Origin of the sequence: Caballeronia sp. M1242, from assembly GCF_017220215.1 — a bacterium.
Lineage (GTDB): Bacteria > Pseudomonadota > Gammaproteobacteria > Burkholderiales > Burkholderiaceae > Caballeronia.
This window is the reverse complement of sequence record NZ_CP071129.1, coordinates 2,034,822-2,059,328: the sequence shown is the minus strand read 5'-3', so window position 1 is coordinate 2,059,328 and position 24,507 is coordinate 2,034,822. Positions and strand designations below refer to the sequence as shown.

21 protein-coding genes and 1 other RNA gene are annotated in these 24,507 nt (G+C 63.4%); 17 read left to right on the top strand and 5 right to left on the bottom strand.

Annotated elements, in window-relative coordinates:
* Window positions 1–533: 533 nt before the first annotated feature.
* The 4 genes from ssrA to ompA all read right to left on the bottom strand — a co-directional run bounded on the left by ssrA (window position 534) and on the right by ompA (window position 3,295).
* Window positions 534–891, bottom strand: a transfer-messenger RNA (tmRNA) gene (ssrA, locus tag JYK05_RS09615).
* 87 nt (window positions 892–978) lie between these two features.
* The gene (gph, locus tag JYK05_RS09610; RefSeq protein ID WP_206466762.1) at window positions 979–1,743 is read right to left on the bottom strand and encodes a phosphoglycolate phosphatase; all 765 of its coding nucleotides are present in this window, start codon (window positions 1,741–1,743) and stop codon (window positions 979–981) included.
* Window positions 1,744–1,747: 4 nt separating this feature from the next.
* Window positions 1,748–2,446, bottom strand: a complete 699-nt coding sequence (gene ubiG / locus JYK05_RS09605) for a bifunctional 2-polyprenyl-6-hydroxyphenol methylase/3-demethylubiquinol 3-O-methyltransferase UbiG (protein WP_206466761.1) — start codon at window positions 2,444–2,446, stop codon at window positions 1,748–1,750.
* 183 nt (window positions 2,447–2,629) lie between these two features.
* Window positions 2,630–3,295 (bottom strand): outer membrane protein OmpA, encoded by a 666-nt coding sequence (gene ompA, locus JYK05_RS09600; protein ID WP_206466760.1) that lies wholly within the window; start codon window positions 3,293–3,295, stop codon window positions 2,630–2,632.
* 662 nt (window positions 3,296–3,957) lie between these two features.
* On the opposite strand from ompA, the gene gyrA reads away from it, so the two are divergent.
* The 16 genes from gyrA (at window position 3,958) to cysM (ending at window position 21,993) form a co-directional block, all read left to right on the top strand.
* Window positions 3,958–6,621, top strand: coding sequence for a DNA gyrase subunit A (gene gyrA / locus JYK05_RS09595; protein WP_206466759.1), 2,664 nt, complete (start codon window positions 3,958–3,960; stop codon window positions 6,619–6,621).
* A 177-nt stretch (window positions 6,622–6,798) separates the two neighbouring features.
* A complete protein-coding gene (locus JYK05_RS09590; RefSeq protein WP_159838093.1) occupies window positions 6,799–7,407 on the top strand; it encodes a DUF2059 domain-containing protein in 609 nt (202 codons plus the stop codon).
* Between the two features lie 182 nt (window positions 7,408–7,589).
* Window positions 7,590–8,672 carry a 3-phosphoserine/phosphohydroxythreonine transaminase gene (serC, locus tag JYK05_RS09585; protein ID WP_206466758.1) on the top strand — a complete coding sequence of 361 codons (1,083 nt, stop codon included), beginning with the start codon at window positions 7,590–7,592 and terminating at the stop codon, window positions 8,670–8,672.
* 44 nt (window positions 8,673–8,716) lie between these two features.
* Window positions 8,717–9,799, top strand: a complete 1,083-nt coding sequence (gene pheA / locus JYK05_RS09580; protein ID WP_175944627.1) for a prephenate dehydratase — start codon at window positions 8,717–8,719, stop codon at window positions 9,797–9,799.
* 60 nt (window positions 9,800–9,859) lie between these two features.
* The gene (locus JYK05_RS09575; protein WP_206466757.1) at window positions 9,860–10,786 is read left to right on the top strand and encodes a prephenate dehydrogenase/arogenate dehydrogenase family protein; all 927 of its coding nucleotides are present in this window, start codon (window positions 9,860–9,862) and stop codon (window positions 10,784–10,786) included.
* Window positions 10,787–10,805: 19 nt separating this feature from the next.
* A complete protein-coding gene (gene aroA, locus JYK05_RS09570) occupies window positions 10,806–12,110 on the top strand; it encodes a 3-phosphoshikimate 1-carboxyvinyltransferase (RefSeq protein WP_206466756.1) in 1,305 nt (434 codons plus the stop codon).
* A gap of 58 nt (window positions 12,111–12,168) precedes the next feature.
* Complete coding sequence (cmk, locus tag JYK05_RS09565) at window positions 12,169–12,849, top strand: (d)CMP kinase (protein WP_206466755.1); 681 nt, start codon at window positions 12,169–12,171, stop codon at window positions 12,847–12,849.
* A gap of 165 nt (window positions 12,850–13,014) precedes the next feature.
* The gene (gene rpsA / locus JYK05_RS09560; RefSeq protein WP_175944619.1) at window positions 13,015–14,748 is read left to right on the top strand and encodes a 30S ribosomal protein S1; all 1,734 of its coding nucleotides are present in this window, start codon (window positions 13,015–13,017) and stop codon (window positions 14,746–14,748) included.
* Between the two features lie 22 nt (window positions 14,749–14,770).
* Window positions 14,771–15,100, top strand: coding sequence for an integration host factor subunit beta (locus tag JYK05_RS09555; RefSeq protein WP_008342376.1), 330 nt, complete (start codon window positions 14,771–14,773; stop codon window positions 15,098–15,100).
* Between the two features lie 300 nt (window positions 15,101–15,400).
* Window positions 15,401–15,694, top strand: a complete 294-nt coding sequence (locus tag JYK05_RS09550; protein ID WP_206466754.1) for a lipopolysaccharide assembly LapA domain-containing protein — start codon at window positions 15,401–15,403, stop codon at window positions 15,692–15,694.
* A 77-nt stretch (window positions 15,695–15,771) separates the two neighbouring features.
* A complete protein-coding gene (gene lapB, locus JYK05_RS09545) occupies window positions 15,772–16,947 on the top strand; it encodes a lipopolysaccharide assembly protein LapB (RefSeq protein WP_206466753.1) in 1,176 nt (391 codons plus the stop codon).
* 74 nt (window positions 16,948–17,021) lie between these two features.
* Window positions 17,022–18,413, top strand: coding sequence for a UDP-glucose/GDP-mannose dehydrogenase family protein (locus tag JYK05_RS09540; RefSeq protein ID WP_175944615.1), 1,392 nt, complete (start codon window positions 17,022–17,024; stop codon window positions 18,411–18,413).
* Window positions 18,379–19,356, top strand: coding sequence for a D-glycero-beta-D-manno-heptose-7-phosphate kinase (gene rfaE1 / locus JYK05_RS09535; protein WP_241269792.1), 978 nt, complete (start codon window positions 18,379–18,381; stop codon window positions 19,354–19,356). The genes JYK05_RS09540 and rfaE1 overlap by 35 nt, the downstream gene beginning before the upstream one ends.
* Before the next feature lie 6 nt (window positions 19,357–19,362).
* The gene (gene rfaD / locus JYK05_RS09530) at window positions 19,363–20,355 is read left to right on the top strand and encodes an ADP-glyceromanno-heptose 6-epimerase (RefSeq protein WP_175944613.1); all 993 of its coding nucleotides are present in this window, start codon (window positions 19,363–19,365) and stop codon (window positions 20,353–20,355) included.
* A gap of 74 nt (window positions 20,356–20,429) precedes the next feature.
* Complete coding sequence (locus JYK05_RS09525; protein ID WP_206466752.1) at window positions 20,430–20,807, top strand: helix-hairpin-helix domain-containing protein; 378 nt, start codon at window positions 20,430–20,432, stop codon at window positions 20,805–20,807.
* 283 nt (window positions 20,808–21,090) lie between these two features.
* Complete coding sequence (gene cysM, locus JYK05_RS09520; protein WP_175944610.1) at window positions 21,091–21,993, top strand: cysteine synthase CysM; 903 nt, start codon at window positions 21,091–21,093, stop codon at window positions 21,991–21,993.
* A 56-nt stretch (window positions 21,994–22,049) separates the two neighbouring features.
* Here the strand turns inward: cysM and mltB are convergent, their stop codons facing one another.
* Window positions 22,050–23,207 (bottom strand): lytic murein transglycosylase B, encoded by a 1,158-nt coding sequence (mltB, locus tag JYK05_RS09515; RefSeq protein WP_175944608.1) that lies wholly within the window; start codon window positions 23,205–23,207, stop codon window positions 22,050–22,052.
* A 294-nt stretch (window positions 23,208–23,501) separates the two neighbouring features.
* Between mltB and JYK05_RS09510 the strand changes: the two genes are divergently transcribed.
* On the top strand, window positions 23,502–24,425 hold the full coding sequence (locus JYK05_RS09510; protein ID WP_175944606.1) for a histone deacetylase family protein: 924 nt from the start codon (window positions 23,502–23,504) through the stop codon (window positions 24,423–24,425).
* Window positions 24,426–24,507 lie beyond the last annotated feature (82 nt).

Here is a 24,507-nt window from a genome sequence, read left to right as displayed (position 1 = left end):
CACGCGAGCCGGTTCGCCGGATAAAGCAGAAGATTGCCTTCGCGCGGACCGCACGGTCGGTTGCCGAACGAACATGTATGACGGATGGGAGCTCAGCTTCGGGCGGGTGCGGACGAAAAAAAGCCTCGCCGGTGGGCGAGGCGAAAGTACCTGGAATGACTTCCCGTCCACGAGAACGAAAAGCACGAGAAGGTTAATGTCGCCGCGTCACGAGAAGAATCGGATTCGTCGGAGAACCAGTCCGCGATGGACCGTCGCGCTCGAATTGTTGACCAAGGTCAGTTATGCAAGCGTTGCCGTGAGCGACATATACCTGACGCACAGCAATATATTCGGACGGCTCCGATACGAAGCGCGCACCGCGGCCTCTATTCTGTCGCCCGTAGCTCGCGTCGTCTCTGCCGCAGCTATGTCTCTCAAGGATGTTTGCCCCGCCTCGCGCGGGGCTTTTTTTCGCCTGCTTGATGAGATAGCGCGCCCCGGCAAACAAAAAACCCGCGACGCTTCACGCGATCGCGGGTTTCGAAATGGGGTGGTGGAGGCGGCGGGAATCGAACCCGCGTCCAGAAGCGCTCTACGACCAGTTCTACATACTTAGTTCTGTCTTTTGATTTAACCGCAACGACGCGGACGAACACGCTGCGTTACGGCGATTCACTAAATTTTCGATCTTGGCGTCGTGACGCCACCAAGACTTATCTGACGTATATGACCTCTCGCGGTATTGCTACCCTAACCCGTCAGCGAATTAGTGAGAGGACGGCGGCCCTTAGGCTGCCAGTGCGAACGTATCGTCGTTTGCAGTTACGTTTTTCCCATTGATTAACGAGGTGACGGGTCCTCGGTATGCCCTGACCGCTTCACAACCCCTGTCGAAACCAGGTCGCCCCCAAAGCGGAACTGAGATTATCCCACGAAATACTGTATGAGGCGAACGGCGGCTTTTTTCAAGAGCCTGCGCCGTCCGCGCTCGCTCCGTTACGGGATTTCGCGTAGCAGCAACTGCAATTCCTCGGTTGATTCGACGACGTGATCCGCGTGCCAGCGATGCGGCGGGATGTCGTCGCCGCAATAGCCGTATGCGGCGGCGACCGTGATCATGCCGGCGGCGAAGCCGGCCTGAACGTCGCGCAGGTCGTCGCCGACGTAGACGATGCGCTCCGGCGCGACGTCGAGCAAATCCGCGGCGTGTAAAAGCGGCGCGGGATGCGGCTTCGAATGCGGCGTCGTGTCGCCGCAAACGAGGCAGCCGGCGCGCGTATCGAGCCCGAGCAGCGCGACGAGCGGCGCGGCAAGCCGCGTCACTTTATTCGTGACGATGCCCCAGCGCACGCCGCGCGCGTCGAGTTCGTCCAGCAATTCGATAATGCCCGGGAATAGCGTCGTTTCGATGCAGAGGTCTGCCTCGTAATTGGCGAGGAACTCCTCGCGCATCGAGGCGAACTCGTGGTGCTCCGGCCCGATTTCGAACGCGCCGCCGAGCAGGCCGCGGGCGCCCGCCGATGCGTACGGCCGCAGCGCCTCCAGCGGACGCATTTCGAGCCCACGGTCGTGGCGCATCTTGTTGACGGCCGCCACGAGGTCCGGCGCGGTATCGGCGATAGTGCCGTCGAGATCGAACAGCACCGCCTGGCAGAGTCCGAGCGAGCGGCCATCGGCCGCGCGTTGCGGCTGCGGCGTGGGATCGTCGGGCAGGGGCTTCGTCTGGACGATGCCCGTTTCGTCTTGTTCTTCCGGAGTCATGGCGTCAAGCTTCCCGACGGCAAGCCATCATGTAGTTGATGCTCGTGTCGTTGGAAAGGCCGAAGTGCTGCGAGATCGGCCGGTACGTGATGCCCTTGATGTCGACCGGCAAGAGCGACGCCGTGCGCGCGAACGTCGCGAGTTCCGAGGGCTTGATGAAGCGCGCGTAGTCGTGCGTGCCTCGCGGCAGCATCCGCGCGATGTACTCGGCGCCGATCACGGCGAAGAGATAAGCCTTCGCGTTCCGGTTGAGCGTGGAGAAGAACACCCAGCCGCCGGGTTTGACGAGCGCGGCGCACGCGGCGACGGTGCCAGCGGGATTCGGCACGTGCTCGAGCATCTCCATGCAGGTCACGACGTCGTACGAACCGGGCTCGCGCGCCGCGAGCGCCTCCGCCGAGATTTCTTCGTACGCCACCTCGATGCCGCTTTCGAGACTATGCAGATCCGCAACGCCCAGCGCGTTCGACGACAGATCGATGCCTTTCACCGTTGCGCCGCGCGTGGCCATCGACTCCGACAAGATGCCGCCTCCGCAGCCGATGTCGAGGACACGCTTGCCCATCAGATGCGCGTGCGCGTCAATCCAGTCGAGCCGTACCGGGTTCAGCTCGTGCAGCGGCTTGAACTCGGCGTTCGGGTCCCACCAGCGATGCGCGAGATCGCTGAATTTCTGCAGTTCGTGGGGATCGACATTCGTCATGAGGAGGACCTTGGCTAAACGTGAATCGGTAGGGTCGAGTATATAGGCGGTCAAGAGGGCGGGCAAAACGCGCGGCGCGTTCCGCGGCGGCATGCAGCAAGAAACTTCGTGAATGCGCCGCCGTTGGGCATAAAAAAACCCCCGCCGAGGCGGGGGTTCGAGTCTGCGGCAAGCCGGCAGAGCTTACTGTTGCGGCTGACGCGTCGTGCCGACAACTTCGACTTCCACGCGACGATCCGGTGCGAGGCAGGCGATGAGTTGCTTGCGGTTCTTCTGCGTGCAGGAACCCTTCGTGACCGGGTCGCGCTTGCCCTTGCCTTCCGTGTAGATACGGTTGGCTTCGATGCCCTTGCTGACCAGGTACGCCTTCACAGCTTGCGCACGGCGCAGCGACAGACGGTCGTTGTACTTGTCCGAACCGATGCGGTCGGTGTAACCCGTTGCAACCACGACTTCCAGGTTCAGTGCGCCGATCTTCGATGCGAGATCGTCCAGCGCGGTCTTGCCGGCCGGCTTCAGGACTGCCTTGTCGAAGTCGAACAGGGCGTCGGCCTGGTACGTGACCTTCTGGCTCGTGATAGCGGGCGGCGGCGGCGGCGGCGGCGCGACTTGCGGCGGCGCGGCTTGCGCGACCAGTGCGCCATCGCACTTCGCGTTAGCCGTGGCCGGCGTCCAGAATGCGTCGCGCCAGCACAGTTCGTTCGTGCCGTTCATCCACACATACTCGCCCGTGCCATTCACCCAGTTGTCATTGACGGCTTGTCGCGAGGCCGGCACCGATTGCGCCGAGGCCGATGCAGCCATAACTGCGGTAGCTGCAATGAACGCGAGCTTTGAAAGTTTATTCATATTTCTCCTCTCGAAATTGAGATTACCGCAGGTTTACTGCGAGCCTTGTAGACGAAGACAGGTCATACATTGCTCGAAGTATAACATTCCCCTGCGGAACAAAACGCTTTGTATAGACTTCGAGCAGTGTCTAACTTTGTGCGTTGGCATTTTGCCATATCGTTCCCTTGCAACGATAAAAATATCCCCGCACCGAGTCCGGCCGCAACCTTATGTGGTGCCTCCGCAACAAGAAAGGGACAGGAACCGGCCCCGCGTCACAAAGGCGCCGAACCTGCGCATATCGCGTGCCTAGACGGCGTTTCCCGCGTATTTTCATCGCCGCTGCTTCGCCGTTCGCGAAGCGCTGAGGCGGCATGATAGCCCGGCTCGATGACCAATTGACGGAAATCGTTCCCCAGTTTTTGTAAGTAATTGGTACAGCCTCGCCTCTCTCTGAATCGTTCTGACCGCGGCGACCTGGCGCACCAACACTATGTATACGCACCGCGCCGGGCGCAAAGGTGCCGCATGGTAGAATCTCGCGATGCGCTGCGTTCGCAGCGCCGCAGCGTACGCCGGCTACGCGCCTGGCCGGCGCAAGTCGCGCGGCCGGCTGGCGGGTGTCGCGAAACTCACGAACGCGCTGCCGTGTCGCTGCTGCACAGTTCAAGACACGGATAATGGATCAATTCGCCAAAGAGACTCTGCCTATCTCCCTCGAGGAGGAAATGCGCCGTTCGTATCTCGATTACGCGATGAGCGTAATCGTCGGGCGCGCGCTTCCCGATGTCCGCGATGGCCTGAAGCCGGTGCATCGCCGGGCGCTGTACTCGATGCATGAACTGAACAACGACTGGAATCGCGCGTACAAGAAGTCGGCGCGTATCGTCGGCGACGTCATCGGTAAGTACCATCCGCACGGCGACGCCTCGGTGTACGAAACCATCGTCCGCATGGCGCAGCCGTTTTCGCTGCGCTACATGCTGGTGGACGGGCAGGGCAACTTCGGTTCCGTCGACGGCGACAACGCCGCGGCCATGCGCTACACCGAAATTCGCATGGCGAAGATCGGCCACGAGCTGCTCGCCGACATCGACAAGGAAACCGTCGACTTCGGTCCCAACTACGACGGCAGCGAGAACGAACCGCTCGTGCTGCCGGCGCGCATTCCGAATCTGCTGATCAACGGCTCTGCCGGCATCGCGGTCGGCATGGCGACCAACATTCCGCCGCACAATCTGCGCGAAATCGTCGATGCCTGCCTGCACCTGCTGAACAATCCGGAATCGTCGGTCGACGAGCTCATCGAGATCGTGCCCGCGCCGGACTTTCCGACCGCCGGCATCATCTATGGCGTGGCCGGCGTGCGCGACGGCTACCGCACGGGGCGCGGGCGCGTCGTCATGCGCGCGGCCACGCACTTCGAGGAGATCGACCGCGGCCAGCGCATGGCGATCATCGTCGACGAAATTCCGTATCAGGTGAACAAGCGCACGCTGCTCGAGCGCATCGCGGAACTCGTCAACGAGAAGAAGATCGAGGGCATCTCCGACATTCGCGACGAATCCGACAAGAGCGGCATGCGCGTCGTGATCGAGCTCAAGCGCGGTGAAGTGCCCGAAGTCGTCCTGAACAACTTGTACAAGCAGACGCAGCTTCAGGACACGTTCGGCATGAATCTGGTCGCGCTCGTCGACGGCCAGCCCAAGCTGCTGAATCTGAAGGAAATGCTGGAGTGCTTCCTGTCGCATCGACGGGAAGTGCTGACGCGGCGCACTGTATACGAACTGCGCAAGGCGCGCGACCGCGGTCACGTGCTCGAAGGTCTCGCCGTGGCGCTCGCGAACATCGACGAGTTCATCGCCATCATCAAGGCTGCGCCGACGCCGCCGATCGCGAAGCAAGAGCTGATGAACCGTCCGTGGGACTCGTCGCTCGTGCGCGAAATGTTGACGCGCGCGGAGACTGAAGCCTCGGGCGGGCGCCTCGCGTATCGTCCGGAAGGGCTGAATCCGGCTTACGGTCTGCAGGAAGACGGTCTGTACAAACTGTCGGACGTGCAGGCGCAGGAAATTCTGCAGATGCGCCTGCAGCGTCTGACGGGCCTCGAGCAGGACAAGATCGTCGGCGAGTATCGCGAGGTCATGGCGCAGATCGCCGACCTGCTCGACATCCTCGCGCGGCCGGAACGCATCCGGCAGATGATCGTGGAAGAACTCGGCCAGGTGCGCGCGGAATTCGGCGACGAGCGTCGCTCGCGCATCGAAATGAACGCGACCGAGCTCAATACCGAAGACCTGATCACGCCGCAGGAAATGGTCGTGACCATGTCGCATGCCGGCTACGTGAAGTCGCAGCCGCTCTCCGAATACCGCGCGCAGAAGCGCGGCGGGCGCGGCAAGCAGGCCACGCAGATGAAGGAAGACGACTGGATCGACACGCTCTTCATCGCGAACACGCACGATCATATGCTGTGCTTCTCGAACCGCGGCCGGGTGTACTGGGTCAAGGTCTATGAAGTGCCGCAAGGCTCGCGCAACTCGCGCGGCCGGCCGATCGTCAACATGTTCCCGTTGCAGGACGGCGAGAAGATCAACGTCGTTCTGCCGATCAAGGAATTCTCGGCGGACAAGTACGTGTTCATGGCCACCGCGCTCGGCACCGTCAAGAAGACGCCGCTAGAAGCGTTCAGCCGTCCGCTCAAGAAGGGCATCATCGCGGTCGGTCTTGATGACGGCGACTACCTGATCGGCGCGGCCATTACCGACGGCGCGCACGACGTCATGCTGTTCTCGGACTCGGGCAAGGCCGTGCGTTTCGACGAAAACGACGTCCGCGCGATGGGTCGCGAAGCGCGCGGCGTGCGCGGCATGCAGCTCGAAGAAGGGCAGCAGGTCATCGCGCTTCTGGTGGCGGGCGGCGAGAACCAGTCGGTGCTGACGGCCACGCAGAACGGCTTCGGCAAGCGCACGCCGATCAATGAGTACACGCGCCACGGCCGCGGCACGAAGGGCATGATCGCGATCCAGACGTCGGAGCGCAACGGCAAGGTGGTCGCCGCGACGCTCGTCGATTCGGAAAGCCAGATCATGCTGATCACCACGTCGGGCGTGCTGATTCGCACGCGCGTGTCCGAGATCCGCGAAATGGGCCGCGCAACCCAAGGTGTTACACTCATCAGCCTTGACGAGGGCACGAAGTTGTCGGGACTGCAGCATATCGCCGAAGCCGAGGCGGACGCCGAACTCGAAGAAGCGGACGCAGCCAATGCCGCCGCGGATGCCGACGCTTCCGCCGCACCGCCCGACGACACCCAAAATGGCGACGCGGGCGAAGGCGCCTGATATTTTTTGTGTCGCCGGTTTCTCGTTATCGCTTTTGAAAGCCTGAATTGGTTAAGCTGCGCGACGTGAGCCTGATGCCGGCGCTGCGTTTCTCGAGTGAGAACGCGAGCGCCGCTCGTGCGGACGTGCAAGGCTCGTCGCGAGTGCTGAACTGAATATTTTTTACAGGGAGTAATGATGCAAGGACGTTTCAAGCAGTGGATGTTGCTGGCCGCTTTCGTGCCGACTTTCGCGATGGCTCAGTCGCTTCAGAACCAGGCGCCGAACCAGGCGGCGGCGCCGGCCGCAGCAGCCCCGGTTGATCCGGCCAAGCAAGCTGCGATCAAGGACCTGCTCGACGCAATCGACGCGCAAAAGCTCGTCGGCGCAATCGGCAACAGCGCACAGATGCAGGCGAAGCAGCTGGTTCCGGCCATCCTGTCGGACGCGCTGTCGGAAAACAAGTCGCTGAACGACAAGCAGAAGCAGGCGGCTGTCCCGACGCTGCAGAAGAACGCAGTGCCGAAGCTGGTGGACTCGGCAGGCCAGGTGTTCGCCACGGATAACTTCCGCCAGGACGCCATGAAGGCCCAGTACGACGCGTACGCGAAGTACTACTCGACCGACGAGATCAAGGACCTGACGAACTTCTACAAGAGCCCGACGGGTCGCAAGTTCATTCAGGTGCAAGACCAGGTCGGCCGCGACGTCGTCAACGGTCTGATGCAGAAGTACATGCCGCAAGCCATCAAGGCGACCCGCACGCAAGCGGATCAAGAAGTGGCAAGCGTGAAGCCGGGCAAGTAAGCACGGCGCGGCAGTCCGAAAACCCGCTACGGCGCGCTGCCCCGCGCGTTGGCGGGTTTTCAGGACAGTGCGATAATGGCTGTTTGCGTGAAAGCGCAAGCAGCCATTTCTTTTTCAGGCGCGCGTCATCCGCTGAACTCAGCGACTCGACCCAACGCCGCGCCTGCCATTCGGGATTCCACATGCGCGTGTTCAATTTCTCCGCCGGCCCGGCCGCCATGCCAGAAGAAGTGTTGAGGCAAGCCGCCGACGAAATGCTCGACTGGCACGGCAGCGGCATGAGCGTGATGGAAATGAGCCACCGCGGCGCCGAATTCATGTCGATCCACGAAGCGGCGCTCACCGATCTGCGTGAACTCCTGAAGGTGCCGGCATCGCATCGCATTCTGTTTCTGCAGGGCGGCGGCATCGGCGAAAACGCCATCGTGCCGATGAATCTGCTCGGCGCGAAGAAGACTGCGGATTTTGTCGTGACGGGCTCCTGGTCGACGAAATCCTACAAGGAAGCGCACAAGTACTGTACGCCGCACGTCGCGGCCACGGGCAAGACGGAGCAAGGCTTCACGCGCGTGCCGGCCATCGGCGAATGGAAGCTCTCGGACGATCCCGCCTACGTGCATCTGTGCACGAACGAAACCATCGACGGCGTCGAGGCCTTCGACATTCCCGATCTCGGCGACATTCCGCTCGTCGCGGACGCGTCGTCGCACATCCTGTCGCGTCCGATGGACGTCGCCAAGTTCGGCGTGCTCTTCGCGGGCGCGCAGAAGAACATCGGCATGGCGGGCGTGACGGTGGTGATGGTGCGCGAAGACCTGCTCGACCGCGCGCTGTCCATTTGTCCGTCCGCGTTCGAGTGGAAGACGGTCGCCGAGAACAACTCGATGTTCAACACGCCGCCCACGTACGCGATCTACATGGCCGGGCTCGTCTTCAAGTGGCTCAAGAAGCAGGGCGGCCTCGAGGCGATGGAAGCGCGCAACGTCGAAAAGGCGAAGCTGCTCTACGACGCCATCGACGCCAGCGATTTCTACGTCAACAAGGTCGAGCGGCGGAATCGTTCGCGCATGAACGTACCGTTCTTCCTTGCCGATGAATCGCGCAATACCGATTTCCTGGCCGGCGCCAAAGCGCGCGGGCTACTGCAGCTGAAGGGCCACAAGTCCGTCGGTGGCATGCGGGCATCGATCTACAACGCGGTGCCGGTCGAGGGCGTCAGGGCGCTCGTCGACTATATGAAGGAATTCGAGCGGACGAGCGCGTGAACGCGCCGTCGCTCCTCTAACCGCATTCGCTCAACACGCACCGCATGGACGACGATCTCAATTCAAGACTCAAACCGCTGCGTGAGCGCATCGACGCGCTCGACGCACAACTCATCGCGCTCTTGAACCAGCGCGCTTCTGTGGCGCTCGAAGTGGGCGAGGTAAAGAAGCACTTCAACGCGCCGGTGTTTCGCCCCGAGCGCGAAATGCAGGTCATCGCGCGCTTGCAGGCCATGAGCGACGGCCCGCTCGCCGCCGACCACATCAGCGCGATCTGGCGCGAGATCATGGCGGCGAGCCGCGCGCTCGAACAGACGCTGCGCGCCGCGTTCCTCGGGCCGGTCGGCACCTACAGCGAACAGGCGATGTTCGAATACTTCGGACACTCCATCGAAGGCCTGCCGTGCCCGTCCATCGACGAAGTGTTTCGCTCCGTCGAAGCCGGCGCGGCGCAGTACGGCGTCGTGCCCGTCGAGAATTCGGCGGAAGGCGCGGTGTCGCGCACGCTCGATCTGCTGCTGCAAACGCAACTCGTGATCGGCGGCGAGCTTGCGCTGCCGATTCACCACAATCTGCTGACGGCCTCAGGCTCGCTGGAAGGCGTGACGCGCGTCTGCGCGCACCCGCAGGCGCTCGCGCAATGCCAGCGGTGGCTTTCCGCGAACGCGCCGCATCTCGAGCGGCAGGCCGTGTCGAGCAATGCGGAAGCCGCGCGCATGGCCGTGGCGGATCCGACCGTGGCCGCGATCGCCGGTGACCGCGCCGCGACGCACTACGGCCTGGGCGTCGTGTATTCGCTGATTCAGGATGATCCGCACAACCGCACGCGCTTCGTGATCATCGGCAAGCAGCCGTCGGACGCGAGCGGCCACGACCAGACCTCGCTCATCGTGTCGGTCGCGAACGAGCCGGGCGCAGTGTTCAAGCTGCTGGAGCCGCTCGCGAAGCACGGCGTCTCGATGACGCGCTTCGAGTCGCGGCCCGCGCGCGTCGGGACGTGGGAGTACTACTTCTATATCGATCTCGAAGGCCACCGCAACGATGCGTCGGTGGCCGCCGCGCTGGAAGAACTCGGGCAGAAGGCCGCGTTTCTCAAGATTCTCGGGTCGTATCCGCGCGCCCGGTAAAATTCGCGCTTTCAGCCGTTCCGTCTTCCGCGTCTTTCGACGCGCTTTTTGCGATGTCCCGTGGCCGCGTTCACTTTCAATAAACTGGTTATTTTCGGCGTCGGCCTGATCGGCGGGTCGCTCGCGCGCGCGTTGCGCGAACGCGCCAGGCTCGCGGGGCGCGTGGTCGGCGTCGGGCGCTCGGCGCAGTCGGTGGCGCGCGCGGTCGAGCTCGGCGTGATCGACGAAGCCGCCGCGCTGGATGACGACGCCGCGCTCGCGCGCGCGTTGCAGGACGCCGATATCGTGCTGCTCGCCGCGCCGGTCGCGCAGACGCAGCCGTTGCTCGCGCGCATCGCGCCGTTTCTGGACGCGCAGACGCTCGTCACCGACGCGGGCAGCACGAAGAGCGACGTCGTCGCGGCCGCGCGGGCGGCGCTTTCCGAACGCGTCGCGCAGTTCGTGCCGGGGCATCCGATTGCCGGACGCGAGTCGAGCGGCGTCGATGCCGCGTTGCCTGATCTCTACGTCGATCGCAATGTCGTGCTGTGTCCGCTCGGCGAGAACGCGCCGCAAGCCGTCGAGCGCATCGCCGGGATGTGGCGGGCGACCGGCGCGGCGGTGCATGCGATGAGCGAGGCGCAGCATGATCGCGTGTTCGCGTCGGTGAGCCATCTGCCGCATGTGCTTTCGTTCGCGCTCGTCGAGCAGATTCTCGAAGCGCCGGACGCGCAACTGAAGTTCTCGTTCGCCGCGGGTGGCTTTCGCGATTTCACGCGCATTGCGGCGTCGAGCCCGGAAATGTGGCGCGACGTGTGTCTGGCGAACCGCGCGGCGCTGCTCGCCGAACTCGACGCCTACACTGACGTGCTGTCGCGGTTTCGCGCGGCCATCGACGCGTCGGATGGCGCGGCGCTCGAAGCCGCGTTCGCGCGCTCGCGCGTGGCGCGCACGGAGTGGCAGGAACGCGGCGGCAAGAAGATTCCCGGCGATTCGCCCACGAAATAAGACACCCCCAGGAAACAGCATGGAACATCTCGACCTCGGACCCTTCGCGCGCGCGTCCGGCACGGTGCGGCTGCCCGGCTCGAAGAGCATCTCGAACCGCGTGCTGCTGCTCGCCGCGCTTTCGACCGGCGAAACGGCGATCACCAATCTGCTCGATTCCGACGACACGCGCGTAATGCTCGCCGCGCTGGAAACGCTCGGCGTGACGCTCCGGCGCGACGGCGAGCGCGTGTTCGTGACGGGCACGGGCGGCGCGTTTCCCTCGAAGTCGGCGGAGCTTTTTCTCGGCAACGCGGGAACGGCGGTTCGGCCGCTGACGGCGGCGCTCGCGGTCAATGGCGGCGAATACCGCGTGCATGGCGTGCCGCGCATGCATGAGCGCCCGATCGGCGATCTCGTCAACGGTTTGCGTCAGATCGGCGCGAAGATCGACTACGAGCAGAACGACGGCTTTCCGCCGCTCAGGATTCATGCGTCGAAGATCGCCGTGGACAAGCCCATTCGCGTGCGCGGCGACGTGTCGAGCCAGTTTCTCACCGCGCTCCTGATGAGCCTGCCGGTCATCGAGGGCCGCAGCGGCCCGGTGACGATCGAAGTCGAAGGGGAGCTGATTTCGAAGCCGTATATCGAGATCACCGTGCGGCTGATGGAACGCTTCGGCGTCACCGTCGAGCGCGACGGCTGGGCGCGCTTCACGGTGCCCGCGGGCGCGTCGTACCGGTCTCCCGGCGCGATCATGGTGGAAGGCGACGCGTCGTCCGCGTCGTATTTTCTGGCGGCGGGCGCCATCGGCCACGGCCCGGTGCGCGTGGAAGGCGTCGGGCGGTCGAGCATTCAGGGCGACGTCGGCTTCGCGGATGCGCTCAATCGCATGGGCGCGAACGTCATGATGGGCGACGACTGGATCGAAGTGCGCGGCGTCGAGTCCGACGACGGCAAGCTCGCGCCCATCGACATGGACTTCAACCTGATTCCCGACGCCGCGATGACCATCGCCGTCGCCGCGCTTTTCGCGAACGGCACGACGACGCTGCGCAACATCGCAAGCTGGCGCGTGAAGGAAACCGACCGCATCGCCGCGATGGCGACCGAACTGCGCAAGGTCGGCGCGACGGTCGAAGAGGGCGCGGATTATCTGGTCGTCACGCCGCCGGCGAAGCTCACCGCGAACGCCGCGATCGACACCTACGACGATCACCGCATGGCCATGTGCTTCTCGCTCGTGAGTCTGGGCGGCGTGCCCGTGCGCATCAACGATCCGAAGTGCGTGAACAAGACTTTCCCCGACTATTTCGACCGTTTCGCGACGCTCGTCAGAACCTGAGCCGCGCCATGCCTTCCATCACGAAAACAGCAACAACGGGCCGCAGCGACCATACGCAATGAAACCGAGCCGTCCTTTCGACCCCACTCCAGTCATCACCATCGACGGGCCGACGGCCTCCGGCAAGGGCACGGTCGCGGCAGTCGTCGCGGCCACGCTCGGCTTTCACCTGCTCGACAGCGGCGCGCTGTACCGGCTCGCGGCGCTCGCGAGCGTCCGCTACGGCATCGACAAGGGCGACGCCCCGGCGCTTGCAAACCTCGTCGGCGACCTCCATATCACCTTTCGCGAGGGATGCGCGCAGCTCGACGGCGTCGATGTATCGACTGAGATCCGCGCCGAGGAGATCGGCAATCGCGCGTCCGCGATCGCAGTGCATCCCGAAGTGCGGCAGGCGCTCGTCGCCCGCCAGCGGGCGTTTCGCAAGCGCCCGGGGCTCGTTGCCGACGGCCGCGACATGGGCACGGTCATCTTCCCCGACGCCACACTGAAGGTGTTTCTGACCGCGAGCGTCGAGGCCCGCGCGGCGAGACGCCATAAGCAATTGATGCAAAAAGGCTTTTCTGCTAATATGGATGACTTGCTGCGCGATTTGCGCGAACGCGACGCCCGCGACATGAACCGGGCAGCCGCGCCGCTCAAGCCGGCGGCGGACGCGAAGACGCTGGACACCTCCGGTTTGTCGATCGATCAAGCGGTCGAACAGATCATCGGCTGGTACAGCGAAATGCGCGTGTAGCTGAAAACGTAGTAGATGTGCCGGTTCGCCCGCCGCAGTGTCCGACTGATTGGCAGGCTTCCGGATAGTTGGGTGCTCCGTCATGTGGCGGAGCGTGTGTTAAACCCCTTAACCCCGTACGGCTTCGCGCATCGTCGGCCCTTTTCGGCCATTCGCGCAAAGGCTGTGCAAATATTGATTTTTATGTCCGACCTGCAAACCTCCACCCCGAATAACGAATCTTTTGCGGCTCTGTTCGAAGAGTCGCTGACCAAGCAGGACATGCGCGCTGGCGAAGTGATCTCCGCCGAAGTCGTGCGTGTCGACCACAACTTCGTGGTCGTGAATGCTGGTCTGAAGTCCGAAGCCTATATTCCGCTCGAAGAGTTCCTGAACGACGCGGGTGAAGTGGAAGTGCAGGCGGGCGACTTCGTTTCCGTCGCGATCGACGCGCTGGAAAACGGCTATGGCGACACCATCCTGTCGCGCGACAAGGCGAAGCGTCTGGCTTCGTGGCTGTCGCTGGAAAAGGCGCTGGACAACAACGAGCTCGTCACCGGCACCATCACCGGCAAGGTGAAGGGCGGCATGACCGTGATGGTCAACGGCATCCGCGCGTTCCTGCCGGGTTCGCTCGTGGACACGCGTCCGGTCAAGGACACGACCCCGTACGAAGGCAAGACGCTCGAATTCCGCGTCATCAAGCTCGACCGCAAGCGTAACAACGTCGTGCTGTCGCGCCGTGCCGTGATCGAAGCTACCCAAGGCGAAGAGCGCGCAAAGCTGCTCGAAACGCTGAAGGAAGGCGCGATCGTGGAAGGCGTGGTCAAAAACATCACCGACTACGGCGCGTTCGTGGACTTGGGCGGCATCGACGGCCTTCTGCACATCACCGACATCGCATGGCGTCGCGTGCGTCACCCGTCGGAAGTGCTGTCGGTCGGCCAGGAAGTCACCGCGAAGATCCTCAAGTTCGACCAAGAGAAGAACCGCGTTTCGCTCGGTATCAAGCAACTGGGCGACGATCCGTGGGAAGGCATCTCGCGCCGTTACCCGTCGGGCACGCGTCTGTTCGGTAAGGTCACGAATATCACCGACTACGGCGCATTCGTCGAAGTGGAATCGGGCATCGAAGGCCTGGTCCACGTGTCGGAAATGGACTGGACGAACAAGAACGTTGCACCGTCGAAGGTCGTGCAGCTGGGCGACGAAGTCGAAGTCATGGTTCTCGAAATCGACGAAGATCGCCGCCGTATCAGCCTCGGCATGAAGCAGTGCAAGCCGAATCCGTGGGATGACTTCAGCCGCAACTTCAAGAAGGGCGACAAGCTGCAAGGCGCGATCAAGTCGATCACCGACTTCGGCGTCTTCATCGGTCTGCCGGGCGGCATCGACGGTCTGGTTCACCTGTCGGACCTGTCGTGGTCGGAAACGGGCGAAGAAGCGGTTCGCAAGTACAAGAAGGGCGACGAAGTCGAAGCAGTGGTTCTGGGCATCGACGTCGAGAAGGAGCGTATCTCGCTCGGCATCAAGCAGCTCGAAGGCGATCCGTTCAGCAACTTCGTCGCGATCAACGACAAGGGCGCAATCGTCGACGGCGTCGTGAAGTCGGTCGATCCGAAGGGTGCGGTCGTCACGCTGTCGGGCGAAGTCGAAGGCTACCTGCGCGCTTCGGAAATTGCACAGGACCGCGTGGAAGATGCGCGCAACGTGCTGAAGGAAGGCGACAAGGTCAACGCGATGATCATCAATATCGATCGCAAGTCGCGCGGCATCAACCTGTCGATCAAGGCGAAGGATTCGGCCGAGCAGCAGGAAGCCATGCGCGGCCTGCAAGCTTCGGACTCGAACGCCGCCGCTACCGGCACGACCAACCTCGGCGCGCTGCTGAAGGCCAAGCTCGACGGCCAGAACAGCTAAGCCTTAACGGTACTGCTGCAGTATGACCAAATCGGAATTGGTCGCCCAGTTGGCCTCGCGATTTCCGCAACTTGTGCTCAAGGATGCGGATTTCGCGGTCAAGACGATGCTCGATGCGATGTCGGAGGCGCTTGCCAACGGTCATCGCATCGAAATTCGCGGCTTCGGCAGCTTCGGGCTCAACCGTCGTCCGTCGCGCGTCGGGCGCAATCCCAAGTCGGGGGAAAAAGTGCTGGTGCCGGAGAAATTCGTGCCGCACTTCAAGCCGGGCAAGGAATTGCGCGAACGCGTCGATGGCCGCGCCGGCGAGCCGCTGAAGGCGTCGAATGACGACGATGCGGACGATCTCTGATCGGCGCGCATCGGTACGAATCATTGCGTGCGCGCAAGTGATCCGCCGCGACGTCCGGCCATGAGGCAATCGACCAGAAAAGCACCCCATGTGGGTGCTTTTTTTTCGTCCCGACGGGCTGCACGCGGCGCCTCGCGTTCGCTAGCGCACATAGTTCGGACGTTTCGTCGGAGGCTTGGGCCGCGCCGGTGCTTCGAAGCAAACGCATCCATTACAATACCGGTCACTTTGACTCGGGTAATCACGTAGGCCGAACGGCGAAGCGACGGCCGCGAGATGCACCGCCATTGCGAGACGTTCATGAAATTCATAGTCTGGCTGATCCGCGTTCTGGTCTTCGTGTTGTTGCTCGTGCTGGCGCTGGCCAACACGCAGACGGCGACGCTGAATTTCCTCGCAGGCTACGCCTGGCAGGCGCCGCTGATCCTGATCGGGCTGGCGTTCTTCGTGGTCGGGCTGCTCGCGGGGCTCGTTTCGGCGGTGCCGGCGATGCTGCGCTTGCGGCTCGAAAACGGGCGTCTTAAGCGCGATGTGCGCGCCGCACGGGAAACGCCGCTGGTCAAAGAAGAACCGCCGATGCCGCCGCTCATCTGATACGCGCATCGTCCGGGCGGCGGCGCTTGCTCGATCCCGCCCGTAGCAGACACCTAACCGACTCACCGAACATTCGCATGGATCTAGACTTCTGGTGGCTGCTCGTCATCCCGGTCGCTTTCGCGCTAGGCTGGATGGCATCCCGCTACGACCTGAAAACGCTGTTATCCGAGAATGCGAACCTGCCGCGCTCGTACTTTCGCGGCCTGAATTTCCTGCTCAACGAGCAACACGACAAGGCGATCGACGCGTTCATCGAAGTCGCCAAGCTGGACCCTGAAACCATCGAACTGCACTTCGCGCTCGGCAATCTGTTCCGGCGGCGCGGCGAGACGGATCGCGCCATTCGCGTGCATCAGAACCTGTTGAGCCGCGCGGACCTGCCGGCTGCCGAACGCGATCACGCGCTGTACGAACTGGGGCAGGACTTCCTGAAAGCGGGCTTGCTGGATCGCGCGGAGGAAACGTTTAGGTCGCTGGAAGCCGGCGAATATTTGCTCGGCGCGCAACGCGCGTTGCTCACGATTTACGAGATCGAAAAGGACTGGCCGAAATCCATCACCACGGCCGAGCGCATCGAGAAGATGGGCGCGCCGTCGCTGCACATGGAAATCGCGCATTTCCACTGCGAACTCGCGCAGGAAGCCTTGCAGCGCAAGAATCAGGACGATGCGCGCGCCGAACTGAAGCTCGCGCTGGCGTCGAATCCGGACAACGTCCGCGCCACGATTCTCTCGGGCGACGCCGAAGCCGCCGCCGGCAACGTCGAAGCCGCGATTGCCGTCTGGAAGCGCGTCGAGGCGCAGAACGAAGCGTATCTGCCGCTCGTCGCCGAGAAGCTGATGAAGGCCTATGCCGCGCTGGGTCGCAAGGAAGAGGGCGTCGACTTGCTGATCGACTACGCGACGCGCTATCCGTCGAACGATCTTCTGGATGTCGCGTACAAGCATGTTCAGGAACTGCGCGGTCTCGATGCGGCGCACGCGCTCGTGCGCAGGCAAATGGAGATCGCTCCGAACCTCGCGGGCATGACGCGCCTGCTCGAAGCGCAGGAAGCGACCGCCGAGGAGCCGCGTCGGGGCGAACTGCAGCTCATGCGCACGCTCGTCAAGCAACGCACCAAGAATTTGCCGCGATATACATGTCAAACGTGTGGATTCCGCGCGCGTCTATTCTATTGGCAGTGCCCCGGCTGCAGCGGCTGGGAGACTTACGCGCCACGACGCGTCGAACCGATCACGAGTTCGGCCTGAGTTCGCACACTATCGCGAGCGCGCTGTTTCGCGCTCATCATCATCGCCGCTATCTTAGAAACCCACGGAGAGCTATGAAAGTTACCATCGTTGGTACGGGTTACGTCGGTCTCGTGACCGGTGCTTGCCTCGCTGAAATCGGCAATGACGTGTTTTGTGTCGACGTCGATCCGCGCAAGATCGAGATTCTCAATAACGGCGGCGTGCCGATTCACGAGCCGGGCCTCCAGGAAATGCTCAAGCGCACGCGTGCAGCGGGGCGCATCCAGTTCTCCACCGACGTGAAGGCGAGCGTCGAGCACGGCGACATTCAGTTCATCGCGGTCGGCACGCCGCCCGACGAAGACGGCTCGGCCGACCTGCAGTACGTGCTCGCGGCCGCGCGCAATATCGGACGCTATTCGAACGGCTTCAAGGTGATCGTCGACAAATCGACGGTGCCGGTCGGCACGGCGCTGCAAGTCAAGCGCGTCGTGGACGAAGAACTGAAGGCGCGCGGACGCGACGACGGCTTTTCGGTCGTATCGAATCCCGAGTTCCTGAAGGAAGGCGCCGCGGTCGACGACTTCATGCGACCGGACCGCATCGTGATCGGCATCGACGACGATCAAGCCGGCAACCGCGCGCGCGAAATGATGAAGCGCCTCTACGCGCCGTTCAACCGCAATCACGAACGCACGCTTTACATGGACGTGCGCTCCGCCGAGTTCACGAAGTACGCGGCCAACGCCATGCTGGCCACGCGCATCTCGTTCATGAACGATCTGTCGAATCTGGCGGATGCGGTCGGCGCGGATATCGAATCCGTGCGTCGCGGCATTGGCTCGGACCCGCGCATCGGCTATCACTTCCTGTATGCGGGCTGCGGCTACGGCGGCTCGTGCTTCCCGAAGGACGTGCAGGCGCTCGTGCAGACGGCGCGCGAAAACGGACATCGGCTGCAGATTCTCGAATCGGTCGAAGCGGTCAACAACGCGCAGAAGGAAGTGCTCGTCAACAAGATCGTCAAGCGCATGGGCGAAGACCTGCGCGGCCGCACGTTCGCCGTGTGGGGCCTCGCGTTCAAGCCGAATACCGACGACATGCGCGAGGCGTCGAGCCGGCGTCTGATCGCGTCGCTGCTCGAACGCGGCGCGACGGTGCGAGCGTACGATCCGGTCGCGATGGCCGAGGCGCAGCGCGTGTTCGCGCTCGATCTCGAAGGCCGCCGCGAAGACATGGAGCGTCTGCACTTCGTGCAAACGCAACAGGAAGCGTTGACGGGCGCGGACGCGCTCGTCATCGTGACGGAGTGGAAGGAATTCAAGAGTCCGGACTTCGGGCACTTGAAGAGCGAGCTGAAGATGCCGGTTATCTTCGACGGCCGCAATTTGTATGAACCGGAAGCGATGGCAGAACTAGGCATCGATTATTTTGCAATAGGACGTCCCCATGTCGAACTCGACGGCAATGGCAGCCGGCAATAGCCCGGCGAATATCCCAGTGGTGCCGCGCGCCCGCATTTCCGCGGCGCGCGTGCTGGTGGTCGGCGATGTGATGCTCGACCGCTACTGGTTCGGCGATGTGAACCGCATCTCGCCCGAGGCGCCCGTGCCGGTCGTGCACGTGCAGAAGAAGGAGGATCGCCTGGGCGGGGCGGCGAACGTCGCGCGCAACGCGGCGGCCCTCGGCGCGCAGGCGGGTCTGCTGTGCGTCGTGGGGCATGACGAGCCGGGCGAGCGCATCGTCGAGCTGCTCGGCGAGAGCCGGGTCGCCGCGCACCTCGCGCGCGACCCGGAACTGCTCACGACCATCAAGCTGCGCGTGTTGTCGCGCCAGCAGCAACTGCTGCGCGTCGACTTCGAGAACACGCCGAATCACGAAGTGCTGCGCGCGTGCCTCGAACGCTTCACCGAACTGCTGCCGCAGCACGACGTCATTCTGATGTCGGACTACGCCAAAGGCGGTCTCACGCACGTTACGAAGATGATCGCCGACGCGCGCGAGGCCGGCAAACCCGTGCTCGTCGATCCGAAAGGCGACGACTGGGAGCGTTATCGCGGCGCGACGCTCATCACGCCGAACCGCGCGGAACTGCGCGAAGTGATCGGCCACTGGAAGTCCGAGGAAGACCTGCACGAGCGCGTGACGACGCTGCGCGCGGACCTCGACCTCGGCGCGCTCTTGCTGACGCGCTCGGAAGAGGGCATGACGCTCTTCACGGAGAACCAGGTGCTGCACAATTCGGCCGAAGCGCGCGAAGTGTATGATGTGTCGGGCGCGGGCGACACCGTCATCGCAACGGTCGCGACGATGCTCGGCGCAGGCGTGCCGCTCGTCGATTCGATCGCGTACGCGAACCGCGCGGCCGGCATCGTCGTGGGCAAGCTCGGCACGGCGACCGTCGACTACAACGAACTCTTCGCCTGATCTCACATGACTTTCATCGTTACCGGGGCGGCCGGCTTCATCGGCAGCAATATCGTCAAGGCGCTCAACGAGCGCGGCGAGCATCGCGTGATCGCGGTGGACAACCTCACGCGCGCCGACAAGTTCAAGAATCTCGTTGATTGCGAGATCGACGATTACTTGGACAAGACCGAGTTCGTCGAGCGTTTCCGGCGCGGCGACTTCGGCAAGGTGCGCGCGGTGTTCCACGAAGGCGCCTGCTCCGACACGATGGAAACCGACGGCCGCTACATGATGGACAATAACTTCCGGTACAGCCGGGACGTGATGGACATCTGCCTCGCGCAGGGCGCGCAGTTTCTGTATGCGTCGTCGGCGGCCACGTACGGCGGGTCGAGCCGCTTCGTCGAGGAGCGCGAAGTCGAGAAGCCGCTCAACGTGTACGGCTACTCGAAGTTCCTTTTCGATCAGATCGTTCGTCAGGTCTTGCCGAAGGCAGGCAGCCAGATCGTCGGCTTTCGCTATTTCAATGTGTACGGTCCGCGCGAGACGCACAAGGGGCGCATGGCGTCGGTCGCGTTCCACAACTTCAACCAGTTCCGCGCCGAAGGCAAGGTCAAGCTCTTCGGCGAATACAACGGCTACGCGGCGGGCGAGCAGACGCGCGATTTCGTGTCCGTGGAAGACGTGGTGAAGGTCAATCTGCACTTTCTCGATCATCCGGAGAAGTCGGGCATCTTCAATCTCGGCACGGGGCGCGCGCAGCCGTTCAACGACATCGCGTCGACGGTCGTCAACTCGCTTCGCGCGATCGACGGCGAAGCGCCGCTGTCGCTCGCCGAGCTGGTGCAACGCGGGCTGATCGAGTACATTCCGTTCCCCGACGCGCTGCGCGGCAAGTATCAGTGCTTCACGCAAGCGGACCAGACGCGCCTGCGCGCAGCCGGCTACGAAGCGCCGTTTCTCACCGTTCAGGAAGGCGTCGACCGCTACGTGCGTTGGCTATTCGGCCAGCTATAAACGCCATCGAAGTCTCTCTACACTGGGTCTCGCGGTCGGCACTGTTCGCCGGCCGGTTCTTCTGGAGACTCAGCATGTTCAAGCAAGCCCTTTCGACCCTCGTTGCGCTCGCGCTCACCCTGTCCATCGGATCGGCGCTCGCAGCGGTCGATGTCAACACCGCCAATACCGATGCCCTGCGCGGCATCAAGGGCATCGGCCCGGCGAAGGCGAAAGCCATTCTCGATGAACGTCAGGCGCACGGCCCATTCAAGGATGCGGCCGATCTCAGCTCGCGCGTCAAAGGCATGGGCGGCAAGACGGTGCAACGGCTCACGGCCGAAGGCCTGACCATCGGCACGGCGTCGAAGACGGCGGCCACCGGCACCCCAGCGGCCACTGGCGCAAATGGCGTCAGCGCGACGCCGGTGCTGTCGTCGCAGGCGTCCAAGCCTGTGGTCGTCAAGAAGTAAGCGGTAGGGCGCGCGGCGCGGCTTGTCGGCGGCCGCGCGCTGCAACGGGTTTCTTCGCTCCTTCAGCCTTCGGATGTTTGGGCTCCCCGCGGTCTGCCTCGCCGCGGGTTTTTTGCGTGACGAAAGCCGCGCGTTCGGCCGCTCGCGTAGCCATCCGCGCGGGAGGGGCGAGGCGCATGGCGGGAAGCGGTGGGCTACAATCAGTGGACTCCCATATCAATATTCCGGCGAACGCGCGCACAAACATGCGCGGCCGTTCCGTGGAACCCGAATTCAGTCCGCTATGGCTTACATGACTATCGAAGACACGATCGGCAATACGCCGCTCGTGCAACTCGTCCGCGTGGTGGACGATGAAATCCGCAGCCGCAATAACGTCGTGCTCGGCAAGCTCGAAGGCAATAACCCGGCCGGCTCGGTGAAAGACCGTCCGGCGCTGTCGATGATCAGGAAAGCTGAAGAGCGCGGCCGCATCAAGCCGGGCGACACGCTGATCGAGGCGACGAGCGGCAACACCGGCATTGCGCTCGCGATGGCAGCAGCCGTGCGCGGCTACAAGATGGTGCTGATCATGCCGGAGGACCTGTCCATCGAGCGGCGTCAGAGCATGGGCGCGTACGGCGCGCAAATCATTCTCACGCCGGTCACAGGCGGCATGGAGTACGCGCGCGATCTCGCCGATCAGATGCAGCGCGACGGCCGCGGCATCATCCTCGATCAGTTCGCGAATCCGGACAATCCGCTCGCGCACTATGAAACCACCGGTCCGGAACTGTGGCGGCAGACCGAAGGACGCATCACGCATTTCGTCTCCTCGATGGGCACGACTGGCACGATCATGGGCGTGTCGCAGTATCTGAAGGAGAAGAACGAGAGAATCGAGATCATCGGCGCGCAGCCCGAAGAAGGCTCGCGCATTCCGGGTATCCGCAAGTGGCCGGAAGCGTACTTGCCGAAGATTTTCGATCGGAGCCGCGTGGACCGCGTGGAGAACGTGAGTCAGGCGGCAGCCGAGGCAATGGCGCGGCGGCTCGCGTCGGTGGAAGGCATCTTCGCCGGCATTTCGTCAGGCGGCGCGTGCGAAGTCGCGCTGCGCGTTGCGCGTCAGCTCGAGAACGCGACGATTGTGTTCATCGTCTGCGACCGCGGCGACCGTTATCTGTCGACGGGCGTCTTTCCCGCCTGAGCGCGCTCATCATTCGCGGTCCGCTTCGCCCGGCGGACCGCCGATGAGAAGCGACCTTACTGCGACGCGTCGCCCGCCGCCATGCGCGCCTTGACGGCCTCGCCCAACTGATACACGGCGAGCGCGTAGAAGAAGCTGCGGTTGTAGCGCGTCAGCACATAGAAGTTCTTGAGGCCGAGCGTGTATTCGGTCGCGCGGCCCGGCGTCGGCAGGTCCACGACGGTCAGCGGCGTGGCCGCCTCCGCGCCCAGATTCAGGCCCGGTTCGGTCAGCAGCATGCCTGCCTTCGTCAATTGCGCGAGCGACCAGTGCGGCTCGGGCTGCCCGTCGGCCGCGGCTTGCGCGATGCCCTGGCTGCCTTCATCGCCCGCAATGCGCCACACGACCGGACGGCCCGGCTCCCAGCCGTTCTGCTTCAGATAGTTCGCGACACTGCCGATGGCATCCGCCGGGCTCGTACGCAAGTCGATGCGGCCGTTGCCGTCGAAGTCCACCGCGTACTGCACGATGCTGCTCGGCAGAAACTGCGGAATACCGATGGCGCCGGTGTACGAGCCGAGCACGGTCGTCGGATCGATTTGCGAATCGCGCGTCCAGACGAGCAGGTCTTCGAGATTCTTGCGGAACGTCGCCTGACGTTCGGCGCGGTTCGGCGTGTTCGGGTAGTCGAACGTGAGCGTGGTCAGCGCGTCGAGCGCGCGGAAATTGCCCATGTACTTGCCGTAGATGGTCTCGACACCGATGATGCCGACGATCACTTCCGGCGGCACGCCGAACTGCGCGGACGCGCGCTGCAACGTGGCCTGATTCGCGCGCCAGAACTTCACGCCCGCGTTGATGCGAATCGGCTCGATGAAACGCGACTGGTACGCGCGCCAGTTCTTGAGCGAGGGCGTGGGCGACGGCAACACCAGCTTCACCGCCGTCGCGGAGTAGCTCACGCGATTGAAGAGGTCATGCAGCGTGGCGGGATCGAAATCGTAGCGCGCGACCATGTCGTTGATGAACGCGTCGACATTCGGGTTGTTCGCGTACCGCTGCGGCACGATCTCTTCTTCGAACACTTGCCCTTGCGGCGTCGCGCTCTGCGGCTGCTGCGACTGCGCCAGGGCACTGTTGCCGCAAACGCCGCCGATTGCGCACAGCAACGAAGCGATGAACGCGCGCGTCAGCGGCTTGAGAGAGGAATCGAGCGAGGCAAGCTGAAAAGTCATAGTGTGCTTGGTGAGCGATTGAGGGCGATGCCGGATGTTCTGCCGTCGCGTGCAGCTTCTTGCAACGATTCTTGACCGAGCGCATTGGCCTGCAACGTGCCGTCGGCGCTGGCTGCCGGGGCGTCGGGGCAGTATAACCGACGCCCTGCGCGCGCCATGCCGATGCGGCTCGGCAAAACTCGGCGCGACGGCCGTTTCGAACGGTGTGGTAACTTAACGTCAAATGCGCGGCACAGGATCGCGTATGACGAAAAAAGACGAGACGCGCCGACGACAGCGGCACTGCGAGACATCATGGCCACCGGCTTCTACACCCACTCCGACTGCCTTCAGCACGATAACGGCCAGTGGCATCCCGAATGCGCCGCGCGCCTTCAGGCAATCGAAGATCAACTCATCGCGAGCCGTATCGACGCCCTGATCGAGCGCGAAGACGCGCCGCTCGCCGACGAAGCCGATCTGGCGCGCGTGCACACGCAGGCGCACATCGACTACATCAAGAGCCGCACGCCCGAACATGGGCGAAGCGAACTGGACCCGGACACGTCGATGTGTCCGCAGTCGTATCGCGCGGCGTTGCGCGCGGCGGGCGCGGCCGTCGCGGCGACCGATGCCGTCATCGAAGGCCGCTACGACAACGCGTTTTGCAGCGTGCGTCCGCCGGGCCATCACGCGGAGCCCGCGCGCGCGATGGGCTTTTGTCTTTTCAACAACGTCGCGATTGCCGCGCGTCATGCGCTGGAAGTGCACGGACTGCAACGCGTCGCGGTCATCGACTTCGACGTGCATCACGGCAACGGCACCGAAGCCGCCTTCACCGGCGACTCGCGCGTGCTGATGTGCAGCTTCTTCCAGCATCCGTTCTATCCGTTCAGCGGCGCGGACAGCCACGCGCCGAACATGGTGAACGTGCCGCTGCCCGCGCGCACGAAGGGCATGGCGGTGCGCGAAGTGATTGACATGATGTGGCTGCCGCGTCTCGAGGAATTCAAGCCGCAGATGCTGTTTATCTCTGCCGGGTTCGACGCGCACCGCGAAGACGACCTCGGCAACATGGGCCTGGTGGAAGACGATTACGCGTGGATCACCGAGCAGATTCGTGCGGTCGCCGAGCGGCACGCAGAAGGGCGCATCGTCAGTTGTCTCGAAGGCGGATACAACCTGTCAGCGCTCGGGCGTAGCGTCGTCGCGCACTTGCGGGCATTGGCGCAGATTTGACGCTGCGCCTCGCCGGTTACTGCATTTATTTCTGTTCTGGCGGGAGGCACACGATGTATGTGGACGCACTCAGAACCATCTC

Excerpts from the sequence above, each read along its gene's own strand:
- gph (WP_206466762.1), bottom strand. The coding sequence starts at position 1,743 with ATGACTCCGGAAGAACAAGACGAAACGGGCATCGTCCAGACGAAGCCC.
- aroA (WP_206466756.1), top strand. The coding sequence starts at position 10,806 with ATGGAACATCTCGACCTCGGACCCTTCGCGCGCGCGTCCGGCACGGTG.
- cmk (WP_206466755.1), top strand. The coding sequence starts at position 12,169 with ATGAAACCGAGCCGTCCTTTCGACCCCACTCCAGTCATCACCATCGAC.
- cysM (WP_175944610.1), top strand. The coding sequence starts at position 21,091 with ATGGCTTACATGACTATCGAAGACACGATCGGCAATACGCCGCTCGTG.
- rfaE1 (WP_241269792.1), top strand. The coding sequence starts at position 18,379 with ATGTCGAACTCGACGGCAATGGCAGCCGGCAATAGCCCGGCGAATATC.
- lapB (WP_206466753.1), top strand. The coding sequence starts at position 15,772 with ATGGATCTAGACTTCTGGTGGCTGCTCGTCATCCCGGTCGCTTTCGCG.
- JYK05_RS09550 (WP_206466754.1), top strand. The coding sequence starts at position 15,401 with ATGAAATTCATAGTCTGGCTGATCCGCGTTCTGGTCTTCGTGTTGTTG.
- JYK05_RS09590 (WP_159838093.1), top strand. The coding sequence starts at position 6,799 with ATGCAAGGACGTTTCAAGCAGTGGATGTTGCTGGCCGCTTTCGTGCCG.
- pheA (WP_175944627.1), top strand. The coding sequence starts at position 8,717 with ATGGACGACGATCTCAATTCAAGACTCAAACCGCTGCGTGAGCGCATC.
- JYK05_RS09525 (WP_206466752.1), top strand. The coding sequence starts at position 20,430 with ATGTTCAAGCAAGCCCTTTCGACCCTCGTTGCGCTCGCGCTCACCCTG.
- serC (WP_206466758.1), top strand. The coding sequence starts at position 7,590 with ATGCGCGTGTTCAATTTCTCCGCCGGCCCGGCCGCCATGCCAGAAGAA.
- gyrA (WP_206466759.1), top strand. The coding sequence starts at position 3,958 with ATGGATCAATTCGCCAAAGAGACTCTGCCTATCTCCCTCGAGGAGGAA.
- JYK05_RS09510 (WP_175944606.1), top strand. The coding sequence starts at position 23,502 with ATGGCCACCGGCTTCTACACCCACTCCGACTGCCTTCAGCACGATAAC.
- JYK05_RS09540 (WP_175944615.1), top strand. The coding sequence starts at position 17,022 with ATGAAAGTTACCATCGTTGGTACGGGTTACGTCGGTCTCGTGACCGGT.
- ompA (WP_206466760.1), bottom strand. The coding sequence starts at position 3,295 with ATGAATAAACTTTCAAAGCTCGCGTTCATTGCAGCTACCGCAGTTATG.
- JYK05_RS09555 (WP_008342376.1), top strand. The coding sequence starts at position 14,771 with ATGACCAAATCGGAATTGGTCGCCCAGTTGGCCTCGCGATTTCCGCAA.
- mltB (WP_175944608.1), bottom strand. The coding sequence starts at position 23,207 with ATGACTTTTCAGCTTGCCTCGCTCGATTCCTCTCTCAAGCCGCTGACG.
- rfaD (WP_175944613.1), top strand. The coding sequence starts at position 19,363 with ATGACTTTCATCGTTACCGGGGCGGCCGGCTTCATCGGCAGCAATATC.
- ubiG (WP_206466761.1), bottom strand. The coding sequence starts at position 2,446 with ATGACGAATGTCGATCCCCACGAACTGCAGAAATTCAGCGATCTCGCG.